Genomic DNA, 18461 nt, shown 5'->3' with positions numbered 1-18461 from the left:
ATTGCAAAAAACAGGCATTTTCTCAAATCGATTCCATCAACAATCTGCCAAGCCACCTGCGTCTCCCACCTTTTCCCTCGTTACCCCCTCACCTCCCCACCTCCAATGCCCGCCATCTACAACCCCCTGAAGTATCTCCGCCTAAAGCCCGCTTAAATACAGCAAAACTCTTACCTGATCTCAGAGAACTCCTGCGTTTCACAAATGAAATCTTCGGTTAAATTAGATATAGCCAATCTTTAACGTTTGGGGTGTTGCCTGGAAGTGAGAAAGGCAACAGTCCCGGGGGCGGGAAGTGATTGAGGGAGGAGACCTGTGAGCATAACCGATACCTTGCTTCTAGGTCCTGAAGAACTCGTTGAGCTTTGCAAACGTTACTCCACTTGCCAAGTGGAGAAGCTTACTACTTCAAAAAATCTGTTCCAGCAGTACCGCGTGCATATAGAAGGAGAAGACGAAGAAGGTTACTATAATTTCTTGCTTGATAAAGGCCTAGCGATGTCGTCTGATAGTTTCTATACCAAAATGAAAAGTGACAAGACCTTTGCTCGCCGGATTAAGCGAAGGACCTAACTATTCTGACCGCACAACCATCCCTCCCTCCCCCGCAGCGCCCGCCATTTGACATCTCGCCACGCTACGACGCTTCTCCCACGCGCTCCCCAGTTACAGAACCCGCCACTGTCTTAAGCGGACCACCAGCACTCGACAAAAATTAGCTTGATCGCAAGATCTCTTTAATTTAAATTGGCACAGCATCTGCGTTTACAGGAGATTGCTGCGAAACCGATGGATTCCCTCTTGCTGAGATCTGATTAAAGGAAATGATATGGTTCTGGGACCCGGGAAAATAGTTGGGACATTCTTTACTATCCTTGCACTGATAGTTGCGGTGACAACCATCGTAAGGATTCAGGTCTCGATGAGGATGCAGTACGTCAATGGAGAGTTGGCTGACGACACCAATGGCAGTAAAGACATCTCCTACACGATTGGACGCGTCGGCACTAGTAAAGGAAACACAGTCAACGTCAGAGTACGGTACCGTTACATGGTCCAGGGCAAGGAGTACAAAGGACACATTTTCACCCTTAATGGGAATTCGTACGCTACTTTTTCCGAGGACAAAGTAAAGAAGCTCATATCGGATCTAACAAGCTCACCGCAGATCCGGGTTTGGTACGATCCGAAACACCCCGAATTCTCGGTTATTGTCGAGCCAAAGCTTGGTATTGAGTGGATGTGGTTAGGTTCACTAGTTCTTTTAGCTCTGCTCAGTTTTAAATATTTAGACAGAGCCATAATCAGGATGCAAGGCCTTAATAAAGCAACCAGTTAACCATGACGGTGCGAGGTGGAGCAACTTTTTGCTCTTGCAGTTGCAGTGACACCTTATCCCAGGCTAAACAAGGCATTACCAGCAAGGAAATAGCTTTGGAAAGCGCTGCAGGCCATCAGCTGTTTTTCAAGCCGATGAACGTTTGGGTTGAGCCGGTGATCAGTTGGCTGAAAAAATAGCGGCCCGCGTTGCAGGTGCCGCCGCCCTCCCCCCACTGAAAAAGGAGATACAGATGAAAATTGCGTCTTTCACAATTGTGCTGGTGCTTTTGATGGTTTCCGTGGCATTTGCGCTTGAAGACACCTCTTTGAACAGGCTGACCCAAGCGGAACGATACCTGGAGGTGACCCCGCCAAAAGATCTGCTTCAGGATGCAGCCGAGCAGATGGCCATGAACTTTGACCCGTCAGAGCGGCAGGCGTTCAAGGACTTGATGACGAAACATCTGGATATCGAAGCCCTCACCAAGACAATGAAAGACACAATGGTGAAGCATTTTACTGCTGACGAACTGAAAGCCCTCGCAGACTTCTACGGTTCAGTGGAAGGGAAGTCGTCTATGAAGAAGTTTGGAGCATATATGGCAGACGTGATGCCATCCATTCAAGCCGAAATGCTCAAAGCAATCTCAAAGGCCAATCGTGAAGTTGCAGATACAGAAGAGGAGAAATGACCGAGCTGGGAGGGTCCACATAGTTTCGGTGTCCATAGGATTACGCGATGGCTATTCGATTGTCAGAGAACTTTGTCTACGATGTGGTGGCACTTTTTTGTGTCCACGATGTCGCGCCACTCAACACATAGGCTCTTGGCGTCAGCCAAGGGCCTATGTTGTATCCACTCCGGCCACCTCCGGTCTCTCAGGTCCAGACCCGGTGCCTTCCCTTGATGCCGCCCTCCAGAAATGAGCATCCCGCGAGACGAAACGGTGACGTAAACCTGACTCAATGAGCATTATAATCATCCAATTCTGACTAAAACGGCTTAACTCCCCCAGTCTTGCGTCGAAAAGAACATAACCTCCTCGTACCTTTCCGGCAGATCGAATGCTCCTCGTGATCCACCTGCGAAGCGCCGTCCAGTCGCAGATGACCGTAACGGTCTGCGTGAAGGAGGGCCACCTGGATGATTCGGGAGCTAAATATTCTTCAGTCGATGCATACCGTTGTCAGCTAAGTGCGGGGGTAAGACACCAAGAAAAAGGGAGACCACACATGTTCGGCAAATTGAAAATCGGGCAGAGAGTGAGTTTGGCGTTCGGCGCGTTACTGCTGCTGATGATTGCTTTGGCGGCAACGGCCTATTGGGGCATTACCAGTGTCGACCATGAAGTCGTCAAAGCCCTCGACAGTGACGGGGTGATAGCCCAGCATGCCGGGCGGGCACGCGCCAACATACTGGGGCTGCGCCGTTTTGAGAAGGACATGATACTCAATGTCGCCTCCCCCGAAAAAGTCGATGAGTACTTCAAAAAATGGCAAGGGCAGGAGGAAAATCTTCAGCAGCGACTGAAGACCCTGGAGCAGGCCGCCACCGGGCCGAAGGACCGGCAAGTTGTAAAGGCGATCAGAACCGAAGCGGCCACCTACCGAGACGGCCTCCTCAAGGTGCATGAAGCGATGGCGAAAGGCGAGATCCGTACCCCTGCACAAGGTAACGCCGCAATCAGCCAGTACAAGGATGCCACCCACAAGATGGAAGGCCAAGCGTCGGACTTTGCCACGGACGGGTATGCCCGTCTGGACGGCATCAAAGCGACCATCGGTCAAAAACTGCAGAAAATAGTGAAGTTACTGGTCATTTTGGTGGCTGTGATCCTGGTGATCGGCGTAGGCACCACCCTCTATCTCTCCAGAAAGATCGGAAATATCCTGAAATCGCTGATTAAGGAGACGGAAGGACTCACCGAGGCGGCGGTGAGCGGAAATCTCGCCAGCCGCGGCAATGCGGATAAGATAGATTTCGAGTTCCGCGGGATCATCGTCGGACTGAACCAGACGATGGACGCGGTGATAGGGCCACTGAACATGGCGGCCGAGTACGTGGACCGGATCTCCAAGGGGGACATTCCCGCCAAGATAACCGACGACTACAAGGGTGACTTCAACGAGATAAAACTCAACCTCAACAACTGCATCGACAACGTGAACGCACTGGTCACCGATGCAAACCTGCTCGCCGAGGCCGCGGTCGCCGGGAGACTCGCCACGCGTGCCGATGCCACCAGGCATAGCGGGGACTTCCGGAAGGTCGTGGATGGCGTGAACAACACGCTGGACGCGGTTATCGGCCCCCTGAACATGGCCGCCGAGTACGTGGACCGGATCTCCAAAGGGGACATGCCTCCCGAAATAACCGAAGAGTACCGGGGAGACTTCAACTCGATCAAGCACAACCTGAATGTGCTGATCCAGGCGACCAACAGCATCACGATCGCAGCGAAGGAGGTTGCGGACGGAAACCTTACCGTACAACTCGCGGAGCGCTCCGGCAGCGACGAGCTGATGCACGCCCTTTCGAGCATGGTTGCCAAGCTTTCCGAGGTGGTGACCCAGGTGAAGACCGCCTCCGATAACGTGGCCGCCGGAAGCCGGCAGATGTCGTCAGGTTCCGAAGAGCTCTCCCAAGGCGCCAGCGAACAGGCTGCCGCCGCCGAAGAGGCGTCCGCAGCAATGGAGCAGATGACCGCCAACGTCAGGCAGAACGCGGACAACGCCCTGCAGACCGAGAAGATCGCGACCAAGTCCGCAACGGACGCACAGCAGGGTGGGGAGGCCGTCGCCGAGACGGTGACGGCGATGAAGGATATTGCCGGTAAAATCTCCATTATCGAAGAGATCGCCAGGCAGACCAACCTTCTCGCCTTGAACGCCGCCATAGAAGCGGCACGGGCGGGCGAGCACGGCAAAGGGTTCGCCGTTGTGGCAAGCGAAGTGAGAAAGCTGGCTGAGCGCTCCCAGAAAGCCGCCGCCGAGATATCGGAGCGCTCCTCCTCCAGCGTCCAGATCGCGGAAAAGGCAGGAGATATGCTGAGCAGGATGCTCCCGGACATCCAGCGCACGGCCGAACTGGTCCAGGAGATCTCCGCCGCGTGCCGGGAGCAGGACAGCGGAGCCGAACAGATCAACAAGGCGATCCAGCAGCTCGACCTGGTGATCCAACAAAACGCCTCAGCAGCCGAAGAGATGTCGTCCACCGCCGAGGAGCTTTCCTCCCAGTCCGAGCAACTGCAAAGCACCATCGGCTTCTTCAACATCGGTGCAGATCGCACGGCGGGTTCGTTGAAGCAGAACGTAAAGGCGGGCTCAAAGCCTGCGGCCCCAAAAGCACCTCGGGCCCAAAGCCCTCGCTTGACCCATGCCGGCCCAGCGGGTGCTGCCTTGGAAATGCACCCGACCGACGCGGAGTACGAGCGTTACTGATCGACACGGATCAGGACACTTCTCATTCAGGCCAGGTTAAAGACAGCCCTTGGCTAAGAAATGCCAGTTCAGAAGGCCTCCCCCCCTGGGAGGCCTTCTTGCGTTTCATGCGCTGAGGTGCGCTGAGGTGCGCTGATTATCAGGGACTAAGGACTAAGGAAGAGGGGCTGAGGGGTCAGGTCAGGACCTGGACAACCGAGAGGATTGCAGAACCTCTTTGACCTTTTCGTGGACGGTTGTTTCGCTGTTGTTTCTAGTCTCGTGCTTGCCTTCACCACTGCAGAATCTCCAAACCCGAAGTGAGCGCCGATACTCCTCAACCTCTCGCCACTATAGCGAGAGGGGCTGAGGGGGGCTGAGGGGTCTGGTCTGGACCTGGACAACCGAGGGGATTGCAGAATCTCTTTGACCTTTTCGTGGACGGTTGTTTCGCTGTTGTTTCTAGTCTCGTGCTTGCCTTCACCACTGCAGAATCTTCAAACCCGAAGTGAGCGCCGATACTCCTCAACCTCTCGCCACTATAGCGAGACAGATATGGGTCACGACCTGGGGGTCTTAATTCTTGCTCATCTCCCTGTCGATGTCAGTGAGCGCCACACTTATGGCCCCCTCTCCCCCTCCTAAAAACAGATAAAACAAAGCAGGCTACTTTACCAGCCGGGAAAACAACTGGAAAAGTAGCCTGCATGCATTTCAATACCAAGTTTTAGCCGCGGTGCGGCCTCCTGATGACTCGATAGAGGACCAGGAGAATAATCGCGCCCACGATGGCCAACAAAATGCTCAACATGTTGAACCCTGTTACCGACCCTATCCCGAGCGTCGTGCCTATCATCCCGCCCAGGAATGCCCCAGCGATACCGAGCAGGATCGTTATGAAGATCCCTCCCGGATCATCGCCGGGCATCAACAACTTCGCAAGTGCACCAACCACCAGACCTAATATTATCCAAGTTAAAATTCCCATTGTTCACCTCCCGCGCGCTTCGCGCTTCCTGGGGAACCTCTCTTCTCCATCTTCTGTTGTCGCCGCGATCGTCTCATCGGTGCTTAAGAATATTGTAATCCTCGCGCCGGCAGAAAAGAAGAGGAAAGACGTTTGTGGAAGTCAGATTGGGGAGTGTCAGAGGAAGGCCATTGTCCAGTCCTGCCTTGCCATATTCACCTTATGCCACTACACCCCGATATCCTCGTTCCACAGCTCAGGTTTTTCCTCGATAAAAGTGCGCATCAGGCTGATGCATTCCTGATCCTGCAGCACATCGACCTGCACACCATGAGAGCGGAGCAACTCTTCCTCTCCTGTGAACGTGCTGTTTTCACCAATAACAACTCGCGGAATCCCATACAAAAGGATTGCTCCACTGCACATGGAGCAGGGGGACAGGGTCGTATAGAGCACCGATTCCCGGTAGACCTGCGCCGGTAGCCGTCCGGCGTTTTCCAGCGCGTCCATTTCTCCGTGAAGAATCGAACTGCCCTTTTGCACACGCCGGTTGTGTCCTCGCCCAAGGATGAGCCCTTTATGCACAAGCACCGATCCGATCGGAATACCCCCTTCCCCAAGTCCTTTTTTTGCCTCTTCAATGGCTGACTGCATATAGATGTCCATTCTCCCCCCTTCCCAATTAAAGATATTTCAGCGCGCCCTTCCTCACCTTTTCGGGAGAGGGAAGGGTTTCTGAAGGCAAGGCAGCTAACTTTTTCACTGTGCCTACAAGGCACCACGATAAAGGCTCGCCCCCATGTCTCATTCCAATCGCGCAGGCTTTTAGACAGAATCCGGCATCCCTAGGCTGCGAGCATTAAAATACTATAATAAAAATCCGCTTTATTGCAGCATTCATATTACCGAATTGAATAGTGCAGACGAGAGAAGTCACTGAATCAGCTTGGCAAAGCTCACATCAAATGAGGTAAAGGGGTGCCCGATGATGCGGAACAAAGCGGTCAGGTTTCTTTTGGGGAGTTACGTCCTGCTGGTTTCAGTTTTTATGACTGGCTGCAGCGACAGCAGTAATGGTTCTACCAGTAATGTTGTCGTGTTCAGCGATGTCCATTTCAATCCGTTTTATGATCCGTCTCTCTTTCCGGCTCTCGTCGCAGCCGATGCCAGCCAATGGGAAGGCATCTTCCGGACCTCGGCCATAACCGCTCCTTCGGCATGGGGAGCCGATTCCAATTACCCCCTGCTTGCTCTTGCGCTCTCCAGCATAAAGCAGAATCGAGGCGACAGCCCGTTTGTCGTCTTTACCGGAGACATCCTGGGGCATTACCTCCCGCAACAGTTCTACGGCCTCTACGATCCGCCAAACGCACATACTCCGACCGCCGCGGACATCGCAGCCATGAAGGCTTTCACGGACAAGGCGGTGGCTTTTTTCATGCTACAGGTGAAAGCGGCTGTCGGAGACACCCCGGTCCTTTTTGCCCTGGGCAATGCCGACTCCTACACGGGACTGGGACCGGACAGCAGCTTTCTGGCCAATTCGGCCGAATTGTTTTACACGCAGTTCGTGAACGGCACGGTGGACCACCGGACATTCATCGATTCGTTCAAAGGGGGGGGATACTATGCGGCACAGCCCCCCGGAACGAACCTGATGGTGATAGGACTCAACACCTTCGAGTTTTCACCCTCCAACGCCTATTTCAGTACCACCGCCAATGCCCCTGCCGTAGCGGCGGAATTAGCCTGGCTCGATACCACGCTTGCCCTGGCCCAGGCCACGGGGAGGAAGGTGTGGCTCCTGATGCACGTGCCGCCCGGCGCGGACAAATCTTCGACGGCGCAAACCGTCGGTGCCGACGGTCACATCGCCACTGCGGTGATGCTGTGGGACCCGGGTTTTCAGGACGATTTCCTGCGGGTACTGGCCAAGTACCCGGGCCTGATAACCCAGACGCTTGTGGCGCATACCCATATGGACGAATACAGGATCATCGCGCCGAATACCGTGGGGGTCACCACACCCAGCATCGCTCCCTATTTCGGCGACAACCCCGCGTACAAGATCTTCACCGTTTCCCGTGAGACATGGAAGGCCACCGACTATAGGGCCCTGAACTACGATCTCGCCACCATGCCTGGACAGTTCGACAGCTACTACACCTTCTCGACCGCGTATCTGATGCAGGGGTACCTCAACGATTCCATGTCCCAACTGTCCCCCCTGCTCCGCTCCGACAATTCAAAGCAGCAGCTTTACCGGGGATATTATTTCTCCGGACACAATTATGCGGCTCCCATCGGCGGCCTCGCGGATCCCATCACCGATAAAACCTGGCCGGTCTACTGGTGCGGTACGGGCCATATCGACCAGCGGGAAGTCGTCGAATGCGTGAATGCCTTCTGACGCCCTTAACCGGCAAAATCCATACGCTTCATAATTTCCCGCGGTCCATTTAAACAAGGAGAACTCATGCGAGGCATTCAATGGCTGGGTCTGATCTTTTTCACTACGGTTATCTTTCTGGGTGGTTGCACTGGCGGTGGCGGTGGCGGTGACGGCGATTCCTCGCAGCTCTTGATAAACATGAACCAAAAAATCACGCCGCTCGCGACCCCGTTGTCCACCTTCGAGACGTTGAACCCTGGCCTGTCGGACAAACCGGACTGGCTCGCAGGCTACGCAGTCAGTACGGTGGTGAGCCCCGACAGTAAGACCATGCTGGTCCTGACAAGCGGCTACAACCGCGTCTTCACCGCGACTCCCAGCACTCCCTATCCTTGGTACACCCCGGACTCGAACGAGTACGTGTTCATCTACGACATCTCGACAGGGAGGCCGATCAAGAAACAGGTGGTACAGGTCCCGAACACCTTCCACGGGATCGTCTTCGATCCGTCAGGCAAGGCCTTTTACGTAGCTGGCGGCGTGAACGACAATATCCACATTTTCACCATGATCAGCGACGGGAAATGGGGGGAAACGTCATCGCCACTTTCCATGATGCACCCGGCGGGCAACGGTCTTGGCGTATCGCAGCCTGCGCCGGGAGGAGCGGTGAGCGTCAACACCCAGATTGCGGTGAAACCTTGCGCTGCCGGCCTCGCCATATCGAACGACGGCAAGACACTGGTGGCGGCGAATTTCTATAACGACTCGATAACGATCTTCAGGGGGGGCTTGAATCACTGGTCCGCAGGAATCGAACGCGACCTGCGCCCCGGCAAGAGCGGCGGAACATCTGGGACGGCAGGCGGCGAATATCCTTTCTGGGTGGCGGTAAAGGGGAGCGAGACGAATGGTACCGCGAAAGCCTTTGTATCGAGCATCCGTGACCGCGAGGTGGTTGTGGTGGACCTCAACGGCGCGCCGTCGGTAACGGCGCGGATCGCCGTAAAAGGCAAACCCAACAAAATGACCCTGAACAAAGACCAGTCGCTTCTGTACCTGGTCGAGGATCAGACCGATACGGTCGATGTCATCAACACCGCAACGAACACGATAGTGGAAACCATCCAGGTCATCGCCCCTCCTTCGGCCATGCCCGACTCGCTGGCGAAATTCAGGGGAGCGAACTCCAACAGCGCCACGCTCTCGCCCGATGAAAAACAACTCTACGTGACAAACGGAAACCTGAACTGCGTCGCGGTCGTGACGTTGGGTGGAGCGAACGGCGGCAGCCAGGTTACCGGTCTGATCCCGACGGGATGGTATCCGAATTCGGTTAGCTTCAGCAGCGACGGGAACTGGGTGTACGTGGTCAACGGAAAATCTGCGACCGGCGCGAATCCCAGCTTCCGTTACAGTAACGGCCCCCCCTCGTACCCTAACGGTTTCTTGACGAACCAGTACAATCCCCAGCGGACCAGGGCCGGACTGCAGAGCTTCCCGCGCCCCACCTCGGCACAGATCGCAACCTTGACTGCACAGGTAGCATCGAACAACCGTTTCTCCTACACCGACAGCGGCAACGATATGGCGACCATGGCGGCTGTACGGGACAAGGTCAAACACGTCATTTTCATCATCAAGGAGAACCGCACCTACGACCAGGTTCTGGGCGATCTGGAAGTCGGTAACGGCGACCCCGATTTGGCGCAGTTCGGCAGGCGTTACACGCCCAATCAACACAATCTGGCGCGACAGTTCGTTACCCTCGACAACTTCTATGCAACTGCGGAAGTGAGCAACGACGGCTGGTGCTGGACCACTGCAGGGCGGGCGCCCGACGTAGTGGAGCACACGGTTTCGGTCACCTACGCAGGGCGCGGCCTGGGCCTGGACACCGAAGGCGCGAACCGCAGTGTGAACATCGCCCAGGACCTTGCCACCCGCAAGGCTTTCAACCCCCTCACGCCGGACGATCAAGACCTGCTGCCGGGACAAAACAACTCGGCTGCACCCGATGGTCCGCCACCGACTTATGAGGCGGACAAGGGGTATCTCTGGGACGCCGCACTAAGGAAAGGTCTCACTATACGCAACTACGGCTTCTTCGTGGACACAACGCGTTACAACATCCCCCAAAGCGACCCGAACTTTGTCCCCTTGGATCCGAACCCGTTCTCGAAAAGCCTGACCGTCGCCTTTCCTACGAGCCCCTCCCTGACAACACTCACGGACCGGTACTTCCGGGGGTTCGACAACGCGTATCCGGATTACTATCGTTTCAAGGAATGGGAGAGAGAGTTCGACCTTTATGAGGCCAACGACGGCCTGCCTACGTTGAGCCTGGTTCGTTTCATGCACGATCACACCGGGAATTACAATACCGCGATTGAAGGGGTGAACACGCCCGAGTTACAGCAAGCGGACAACGACTATGCTGTCGGCCTTTTGGTGGAGAAGATTTCCAAAAGCCCGAAATACAAGGACAACACCCTGATCTTCGTAATCGAGGACGACGCGCAGGATGGTGGGGACCACATGGATTCGCACCGCACCATCGCATTTGTCGCGGGTGCTTATGTGAAGCAAGGGCAGGTTGTTTCTTCGCAGTACAACAGCGTCAACTTCCTTCGCACCATCGAAGAGGTCCTGGGGCTTCTGCCGATGAACCTGAACGACGCGCTGGCAAGGCCGATGGCAGACATCTTCACCACCACGCCGAACCCATGGAGCTTTACGGCCGTTCCGGCACAGATTCTCAACGGCACGACGCTGCCGCCGTTCCTAGACAAGTCGGCCAACAAATTGGCCCGCCTCGACATCCCGAAATCGACGCGAGACGCCAAATACTGGGCGAAGGTTACCAAGGGAATGAACTTCGCCACTGAAGACCAGTTCGATTTCGCCGCCTACAATCGCATCCTGTGGAAAGGTCTGATGGGCGACAAGCCGTATCCCATTGAGCGCAGCGGCAAGAATCTGCGCGGGAACCGCAAGGAACTGCTGGCGCGCTACGATCGCTCGTTGAAAGGCGCGATCAAACAAACAAGCCTGAAGTAATCTCGACGCTCCGGGCGATTTAAAAGAGGACTTAGCCGAACGGCTAAGTCCTCTTCTTCATATTCAAGAGTGAAAGTGGTGGCCCCCCACTCCGGCCACGCAGGGGGACTGCTCAGGAGAATTTACAACTCGCAATGACTGACATCAACCGCGTTCTGGCGATAAACCCCGTCCTTGCCTGCAACGGGTTGAAAGCTGTAAGTACAATCACCCAACGGCGGAAAGTTTGGAAACCCCGCGGCCTTAAACGCGGCTATACTGTTTTTCAAATTATCCTGCGATGGCTTGAAGTGCCCGCTGTCGTTTGTAATCCATTGAATATCGCCATTGATCACTTGAATAGTACCAGCGCCGATGACCTTGATTGTCTGTTGAACCGTTGACCCAGGCTCTGAGTTTGGAGACGGCAACCCGGCAATAGACCCCATCAATATACCAGCGTGCGTGGTTAGCCTTGGCTTGGCGCAGGCAGCTGTAGAATCGCCTTCGGGAATAGTTTGACCGATGCAATTAGCTGATCCCCGTACCTGAATGTAACGCCCGTCGACGTTTACTAAGTAAATTTTATTGTCTCTGGCATCAATGACATATAATGTTTCCCTACTGGGGCTACCTGTCCAAGTATTCACCAATGTATTGGTTGACTTGTAATAAGCTTTTCCTTTGTTAAATACAATTTCATATGCTGACAAAGCGGCGTTGGGGATGCCTTTTGCACAGTTTGGGTATGAAAGCCATTGTTCGCATACGCGATTATCTTTAGTTCCGTTATCGTTGTATTCCAAAAAAACAACAAAATCCTTGCATATCTGGTTAGGGAGACAAGTTCTGGGAGCTGTGCAGATGCCGCTTGGATTAATCGATAGTCCGGCATTGCAGGAATAGCTCGACTGCACGCACTCGCAATATTCTTTAATGCAGCAGAAATTGAAGGGCCAGTAAACGCAAGTTTCTTGGGTGCATTGAGAACATGGCTCCTGCCCACTACCGCCACAGCTAGCAGAGCCGGCCGAAAGTGATCGCTTAACTGTAGACGATGACGATGCTACTGGGCCTCTGCTTTGCGCAATATCTGCCTCGGTGATTTTATAACCCTTGCTGGCCGCTGCTGCAATCAGCTGAGCATCGGATACGGCGGAGGCCAAAGCGGCCATTAAGCTGTGATCATTTACAGCAGCGTCCAAAAGTGCATTCATAGCGGGGTTATACGTGGGTTGGCCCGGAACTGGAGGCAGAATACAAGTGACCGTTGAGTACGGAGAGCCAATAGTGGCGTAGGTATATACAGACCAGGGTTGCTTTTTATCGGCGCAAAGCTGTTTGCCGGCACTATGCTCAATGTAAGGGTCAAGGAGTTGATTTGCGCCGCTACCGAATGGAGCGGCGGTTCCATAATTTTGTACCCCGTTTGTCCATGAGGCCTGCCCACTGGTACTCGTAGGCCAGATAACATAGTTCGCTGTAGTATTTCCCTTAGCCATTTGAGGAATGAATAAATCGCTCCACTTCAACGAAACGACCTTGTTGGCTTGCCCTCGGAAAGAGATAGTTTCCTTCGTGGCATCTACTGCAATATCCCAAATATAACGAGCACCGGTTTTTTCAATAAGGCCAACCACCTTACCGGCGGAGTCATACGCAACTATGGCCATCCCTACCCTATTATCGACATAGCTTAATGCCCAAAAATCTAAACCGTTGGCATTAACGACGGGACAGGTTTGACTAGCGTATAAGCTGTCGGGTCCTTGTAAGCAGGTCTTCTTCATCCCGATTGGTATTTGTAGTTGTGTGGCCGTATCGACGGTTTGAACGGTGGGGGAAATCTCCACATCATTGGTGGCCGCACATCCGCAGACGGCTTCACCTTCGCCCTTGTCGATGCACGCTTTGACAGGTGGGTGATGGGGATCATTGCTCCAGTTCCCAGCAAAGACCAATCCGTATTTCTCGCAAACGGGGCCACACACACTGGCTGCCGCGGCGTTGTTCGCGATCTGTGGGCTGCAACGGTCACCTTCCGCCGAATAAGCAGCGTTAGCTACAAAAGCAACCAAGATGACACACAACATCGATATTTTCTTTCTCATTTCATCCTCCATAGGTGTATTCCTCCCTCGAACCCTGCTACAAGACAGAAGGCAGGCTACTGGGGAAAGATCGTCCAGCTCCTGCTGTGACATGGCGCACCGACCCATTGGAATAAATTAACAATCACACAACTATGTAATGTAAGACGCGCTTGTCAACCCCGGAGAATGTCGCAGGGCCATCGGCGGAGTCGTCGGGCCTCGTGCAGCATGGCCACCTTTCCACTCAGGACAAAAGCCAAGACACAAGACCCTCCGCGCCTTTATCCCACACGCTCAGAGAAGTCATCAGGAACATGAAGCAAGTTTTTAGACATTGACTTGATCTTGGAGATGTTTTACAAAAGTCGAAATGGAAAAGAGCCTTTGGTCAACCCAAGGGCTTTTTCTTTATGCTGGCAATTCCGAGCCTTGAGACGAGGCGTCGTGTGTGAAAGGAGCCTACCGTGCCTGCAGATATCCGCTGGAAACAGCGCTTCTGCAACTATGTAAGAGCGCTGAATACTTTGACAGAGGCAGTGCAACTGGCGCAAGAGCGCCCACTGACCAAACTGGAAGAACAGGGGATGGTACACGGCTTCGAGTTCACCCATGAACTTACCTGGAATGTTCTGAAGGATTACCTGGAAGACAAAGGGATTGTCGGTCTGATCGGGTCGAAGGACGCAACGCGGGAGGCTTTCAAGAACGGACTCATCGACGATGGCACTGCCTGGATGGACATGATCAAGGCCCGCAATCTCAGTTCTCACACCTATAACCCTGAGACGGCGGAGGAAATCGTCGAAAACGTGCTTGCGCGCTTTTATCCGCAGTTCGAGCTGATGGCGAGAAAATTCGCTGCTTTGGCAGAGACCGAGAACGACTGATGCCCTACGGCTTGAGCGACGACACAATCGAAAGGATCTGCAGCGTTTTAAGCCGTCATCCAGCCATTGAAAAGGCGATCCTATACGGGTCGCGGGCGAAAGGCAATTTCAAGCCAGGGTCCGACATAGACCTGACCCTTTCCGGCGATGCCCTCACCAGTGGCGAGCTTGGCTCTATCGCCGAGGAGTTGGACGACCTCTTGTTGCCCTACAAGATAGACCTTTCGTTATTCGCCCGACTCAATCATGCCGAGCTTACGGAGCATATCGAGAGGGTCGGGGTGGTGTTTTATCAACGATGACCCGCCCGGCGTCAGGTCTTCAATTGTGCTTCGTCAGGAAAGTGATATTTCAAGACCTGGCAACGCAGCGATCCGATATGTCAATGTCCAGACCTGACCCCGATGTCCCGCTCGCTGAAAGGCGCGATCAAACAAACAAGCCTGAAGTAATCTCGACGCTCCGGGCGATTTAAAAGAGGACTTAGCCTAACGGTTAAGTCCTCTTTTTTATGTTTGACTCGTAATAAGCACTTGCAACCTGAAGAATAGTCGTAGGACAATCGGCGGAATAATTACAGGAAACAGAGCAATTACGGTCAGGATTCTCTCTTGAAGTTGGGGTAGGATGACCATCGGATAGAGAGGGGCGAGGACATGGACAAGGCACAGGCATACGCAGAAAGGTTCGACAGGGTGCTACGCTACATCGAACGGCACCTGGACGAGCCTTTAACGGTGGAACGGTTGAGCCGGGTGGCGCATTTCTCCAAGTTCCACTTCCACAGGCAATTCTCGCTCTACACCGGCATCGGCGTCTTCGGCTACATTCGGCTGCTGCGGCTTAAGCACGCTTCCTACCGGCTTGCCTACCGCCGGGAGGAGCGCATCATCGACATTGCCCTCGATGCCGGGTTCGACAGCCCTGAAGCGTTTGCCCGCGCCTTCAAGCAGATGTTCGGACATTCCCCCTCCCAATTCAGAAAATCACCCATATGGCAGCCATGGAGGGAGCGCTTCCGGCTGCCGACCATCGAAAGGAGAGGAAACATGGACGTGAAAATTGTGGAGTTCGCCGAGACGCGGATTGCGGTCCTGGAGCACCGGGGCGCGCCGGAAAAGGTGGATGACTCGGCACTTAAGTTCATCGAATGGCGCAAGCAAAGCGGGCTGTCACCGGTGAAGCAGTCCCGCACCTTCGGCCTCGTCTACGACGACCCCGCAACGGTTGAGCCGGAAGAGTTCCGCTTCGACATCTGCGGTGAAGTGTCGCAGGAGGTGCCGGAGAACCCGCAGGGAGTGTTCAACAGCGTCATCCAAGGTGGCCGGTGCGCGGTGGTGCGGCACTTGGGCTCCCACGATCGGATAGGCGACAGCATTTATCCGCTCTACCGCGACTGGTTCCCGAAAAGCGGCGAAGAGCTGCGGGACTTCCCCCTCTTCTTCCACTACCTGAACCTCATGCCCGACGTGGCCGAGCACGAGCTCGTCACAGACATCTACCTGCCGCTGAAGTAGTTACGCCCTTTTAGCAGGCCCCAAGTTGTCCGCGATGATCTGTAACTTACACATCGCGGTATGTAAGTCATGCATCGCAACGAGTAACTCATGCACCGCGGTATGTAATTCACACATCGCGTTATGCTACTCGCACAGTGCAGTGTGATACCCACATACCGCAGTCAGTAATTCATACACCGCAGCATGTAACATTTGCATCGCTCTCTGTAAACTACTTGGCGCGATGTATAATTCGCACATCGCAATATGTATTGCATACACCGCGGTATGTAACCAGCACATTGCAACAAGTAATTCATGCACCGCGGTATGTAACTCATGCACTGCGGTATGTATCTCATGCATCGCGGTATGTGAATTACACATCGCGGTATGTAATTCGCACATCGTGGTATGTAATTCGTATATTGCGGTGGGTAACAGGCATACAGCAAGGGGATGAATTTGAAGTCAGGAAAAATGGAAGGTTACGCGCAGGCGTCTGCTTCAGAGACGTGTGGCTGCAAAGGGAGGCAGGTGTGGAGGTGAGGAGGTTGAGGGGGTGCCTGACGGCACCCCCAGTTCGACCTTTAAGTTCGGGTGTGGCTGTTGCGGGCATTAATCTTTTTTTTCGACCTGGGCTGCTTCAGGGGCAGTTGGAACTGTCTTGGCCCTCGGGTGCCCCCTTCTTTCTTTGCTGCAATCGAACCCGGAGGCGACGAGGATGCCGGGATTGCGGACAGCGGCCATCTCCATGACCAGCGCGATCTCGTCCAATTTAATGACGAGTTGTGCCTGGAGTACCTCTCGTTCGTTAATCACCAGTTTGCTCCCCAACATCGACTCGTGATACACCGCATCGTGCTTTGCCGATGTGGCGAGGTACGATTCGAGCAGCCCCGGGTTACCCGCCCAGACGGAGTCTGGAATCCTGGTTTTTTCAGCCAAAGCAGTTGCCACCCTCTGGTTGAACGCATGAAACGCCGTTGGCCCGATTTGCCGATAGTTCCGCAGTAATTGCTGACCCATCTCGTACCTCCCTTCCGCCGCCATGGCGAAGCGTAGGACTTCAATTGATTAGAATTTATCAATCTCAAAACTCCGTTGAGCATACAACGCAGCGCTAGCAATGCAAGCTGAGGGGTGACAAAAACGAATCAACCTGAAGAGGCGGGAGCACGGAGGAAATCTTAGAGGTTCTACCCTCACCCCGACCCTCTCCCACCTGTGGACCGTAGCCTACGGTGGGCGAAGGCCCAGAGGGAGAGGGAGGATGGACGGAGGTTAGGCTGGGTTGCTGCTGATCAGGGCGCGCGCTGAGAGTGGCGGCGCCTCGTGGGTCTGACGCGGCGCAGCAAGGCGGGCGAGCCGAGGGCATCCCTCATCAGCTCGGACATGGTGGTGTTGTGAAGCTCTAGCAGACGGGTAAGATACTCCAGCTCCTCGTCGCTTACCCGGACCGAGATTATGTGCCGCCGCTGGCGGCCGTCATTGGTTTCTAAGTAGTCCATCTGCTCTCCTACTGGCACGTTCTTCCGTCCCGGCGTCAGATGAAATGCAACAAATGCCCCATCTTCTCCCGCTTGGTCTTTAAATACCTCGCGTTGTCATTCCCGGGGGGCAGCTCCAACGGCACCCGTTCTTCGATGCCGATCCCGTATCCTGCGAGCCCTACTTCGGGTTGTTGGTCATGAGCCGGATCTTCTTTATACCTAGATTTGAGAGGATCTGCGCGCCTATGCCGTAATCCCGCATGTCGGCCTTGAACCCCAGGGCGAAGTTTGCTTCGACGGTGTCCTTGCCTTGATCCTGCAGCGCATAAGCCTTCAACTTGTTGGTCAGGCCGATGCCGCGCCCCTCCTGCCGCATGTAGAGGATTACCCCCCTCCCCTCGGCTTGTACTTGCTGCATGGCCAGGTGCAGTTGGTCAGCACAGTCGCACCTGACACTGCCGAAGACGTCGCCGGTCAGACACTCTGAGTGGACCCGCACCAGGACCGGTTCGTCTCCACCTATGTCGCCTTTGACCAAGGCTATGTGCTCCAGGCCGTCGACGTCGTTTTCAAAGCCTACGGCGCGGAAGTCGCCGAACTGGGTGGGGAGTTTGACCTCGACGCAGCGGCGGACCAATGACTCGTGCTGCATCCGGTAGGCGACGAGGTCGGCTATGGTGCAGATCTTGATCCTGTGACGCAGGGCGAACTTCTTCAGATCGGGCATGCGGGACATGGTGCCGTCATCGTTCATGATCTCGCAGATGACGCCGGCAGGCTCTAACCCTGCCAGGCGCGCCAGGTCGACGGAGCCCTCGGTCTGACCGGAGCGGACCAGGACGCCTCCTTCTCTTGCGCGCAGCGGGAATATGTGTCCCGGCCGCGCCAGGTCCTCGGCACAGGCATCGGGGGCTACGGCGGTGAGAATGGTGTGGGCGCGGTCGGCGGCGGAGATGCCAGTGGTGACTCCGCGGCGCGCCTCGATGGAGACGGTGAAGGCGGTGCCGAAGGAGGAGGTGTTGTCGCGCACCATTGAGGGGAGCGCCAGCCTGTCGCAGCGCTCTCCGGTCATGGTCAAGCAGATCAGCCCGCGCCCGTGCATGGCCATGAAGTTGATTATCTCAGGGGTTACACACTGGGCGGCGATGGTGAGATCGCCTTCGTTCTCGCGATCCTCGTCATCGACAAGAATGACCATCTTACCGGCCCGGATGTCCTCGATTGCCTCGGCTATGCTGGCGACTGACATGGCTTTTATCCCCCTTTTTTTTAAATCCTCGCACGCGGATGACGCGGATTGAAAGCGATTAACGCGGATCAAGCAAAGACTTGTTGTTTCAAGATTGATCCG

The 18461-nt window shown here is 54.8% G+C and carries 14 protein-coding genes and 1 pseudogene; 9 read left to right on the top strand and 6 right to left on the bottom strand.

What is annotated here, in order from left to right:
• Nucleotides 1-315 precede the first annotated feature (315 nt).
• From GBEM_RS07455 to GBEM_RS07440, 4 genes are all read left to right on the top strand, one after another.
• Complete coding sequence (locus tag GBEM_RS07455; RefSeq protein WP_012529916.1) at nt 316-573, top strand: hypothetical protein; 258 nt, start codon at nt 316-318, stop codon at nt 571-573.
• 256 nt (nt 574-829) lie between these two features.
• The gene (locus tag GBEM_RS07450; RefSeq protein WP_012529915.1) at nt 830-1339 is read left to right on the top strand and encodes a DUF3592 domain-containing protein; all 510 of its coding nucleotides are present in this window, start codon (nt 830-832) and stop codon (nt 1337-1339) included.
• Between the two features lie 163 nt (nt 1340-1502).
• The gene (locus GBEM_RS07445) at nt 1503-2012 is read left to right on the top strand and encodes a DUF2059 domain-containing protein (protein WP_226373940.1); all 510 of its coding nucleotides are present in this window, start codon (nt 1503-1505) and stop codon (nt 2010-2012) included.
• Between the two features lie 541 nt (nt 2013-2553).
• Entirely contained in the window at nt 2554-4761 is a 2208-nt protein-coding gene (locus tag GBEM_RS07440; protein ID WP_012529912.1) for a methyl-accepting chemotaxis protein, read from the top strand.
• 706 nt (nt 4762-5467) lie between these two features.
• Here the strand turns inward: GBEM_RS07440 and GBEM_RS07435 are convergent.
• Nucleotides 5468-5728, bottom strand: coding sequence for a GlsB/YeaQ/YmgE family stress response membrane protein (locus GBEM_RS07435; RefSeq protein WP_012529911.1), 261 nt, complete (start codon nt 5726-5728; stop codon nt 5468-5470).
• Nucleotides 5729-5935: 207 nt separating this feature from the next.
• The gene (locus GBEM_RS07430) at nt 5936-6373 is read right to left on the bottom strand and encodes a nucleoside deaminase (protein ID WP_012529910.1); all 438 of its coding nucleotides are present in this window, start codon (nt 6371-6373) and stop codon (nt 5936-5938) included.
• Nucleotides 6374-6692: 319 nt separating this feature from the next.
• On the opposite strand from GBEM_RS07430, the gene GBEM_RS07425 reads away from it, so the two are divergent.
• Nucleotides 6693-8117 (top strand): metallophosphoesterase family protein, encoded by a 1425-nt coding sequence (locus GBEM_RS07425; RefSeq protein WP_012529909.1) that lies wholly within the window; start codon nt 6693-6695, stop codon nt 8115-8117.
• Between the two features lie 66 nt (nt 8118-8183).
• Nucleotides 8184-11159 (top strand): beta-propeller fold lactonase family protein, encoded by a 2976-nt coding sequence (locus GBEM_RS07420; protein WP_012529908.1) that lies wholly within the window; start codon nt 8184-8186, stop codon nt 11157-11159.
• A gap of 122 nt (nt 11160-11281) precedes the next feature.
• On the opposite strand, the gene GBEM_RS20650 is transcribed toward GBEM_RS07420, so the two are convergent.
• On the bottom strand, nt 11282-13249 hold the full coding sequence (locus GBEM_RS20650; protein ID WP_148212899.1) for a Nif11-like leader peptide family natural product precursor: 1968 nt from the start codon (nt 13247-13249) through the stop codon (nt 11282-11284).
• A 446-nt stretch (nt 13250-13695) separates the two neighbouring features.
• On the opposite strand from GBEM_RS20650, the gene GBEM_RS07415 reads away from it, so the two are divergent.
• From GBEM_RS07415 to GBEM_RS07405, 3 genes are all read left to right on the top strand, one after another.
• Entirely contained in the window at nt 13696-14118 is a 423-nt protein-coding gene (locus tag GBEM_RS07415) for a nucleotidyltransferase substrate binding protein (protein ID WP_012529906.1), read from the top strand.
• On the top strand, nt 14118-14420 hold the full coding sequence (locus GBEM_RS07410) for a nucleotidyltransferase domain-containing protein (protein ID WP_012529905.1): 303 nt from the start codon (nt 14118-14120) through the stop codon (nt 14418-14420). Before GBEM_RS07415 ends, GBEM_RS07410 begins: the two co-directional genes overlap by 1 nt.
• Before the next feature lie 354 nt (nt 14421-14774).
• Nucleotides 14775-15635 (top strand): AraC family transcriptional regulator, encoded by an 861-nt coding sequence (locus GBEM_RS07405; protein ID WP_012529904.1) that lies wholly within the window; start codon nt 14775-14777, stop codon nt 15633-15635.
• A gap of 600 nt (nt 15636-16235) precedes the next feature.
• Here GBEM_RS07405 and GBEM_RS07400 read toward each other — a convergent pair.
• The 3 genes and pseudogenes from GBEM_RS07400 to GBEM_RS07390 all read right to left on the bottom strand — a co-directional run bounded on the left by GBEM_RS07400 (nt 16236) and on the right by GBEM_RS07390 (nt 18359).
• Complete coding sequence (locus GBEM_RS07400) at nt 16236-16646, bottom strand: hypothetical protein (protein ID WP_012529903.1); 411 nt, start codon at nt 16644-16646, stop codon at nt 16236-16238.
• A 275-nt stretch (nt 16647-16921) separates the two neighbouring features.
• Nucleotides 16922-17128 carry a DUF6290 family protein gene (locus GBEM_RS07395; RefSeq protein ID WP_012529902.1) on the bottom strand — a complete coding sequence of 69 codons (207 nt, stop codon included), beginning with the start codon at nt 17126-17128 and terminating at the stop codon, nt 16922-16924.
• 35 nt (nt 17129-17163) lie between these two features.
• Nucleotides 17164-18359, bottom strand: a pseudogene (locus tag GBEM_RS07390) (bifunctional 3,4-dihydroxy-2-butanone-4-phosphate synthase/GTP cyclohydrolase II).
• Nucleotides 18360-18461: the final 102 nt, after the last annotated feature.

Source organism: Citrifermentans bemidjiense Bem (genome assembly GCF_000020725.1).
Taxonomy (GTDB): Bacteria; Desulfobacterota; Desulfuromonadia; order Geobacterales; family Geobacteraceae; genus Geomonas; species Geomonas bemidjiensis.
This window is presented reverse-complemented; position numbering and strand designations above follow the sequence as displayed.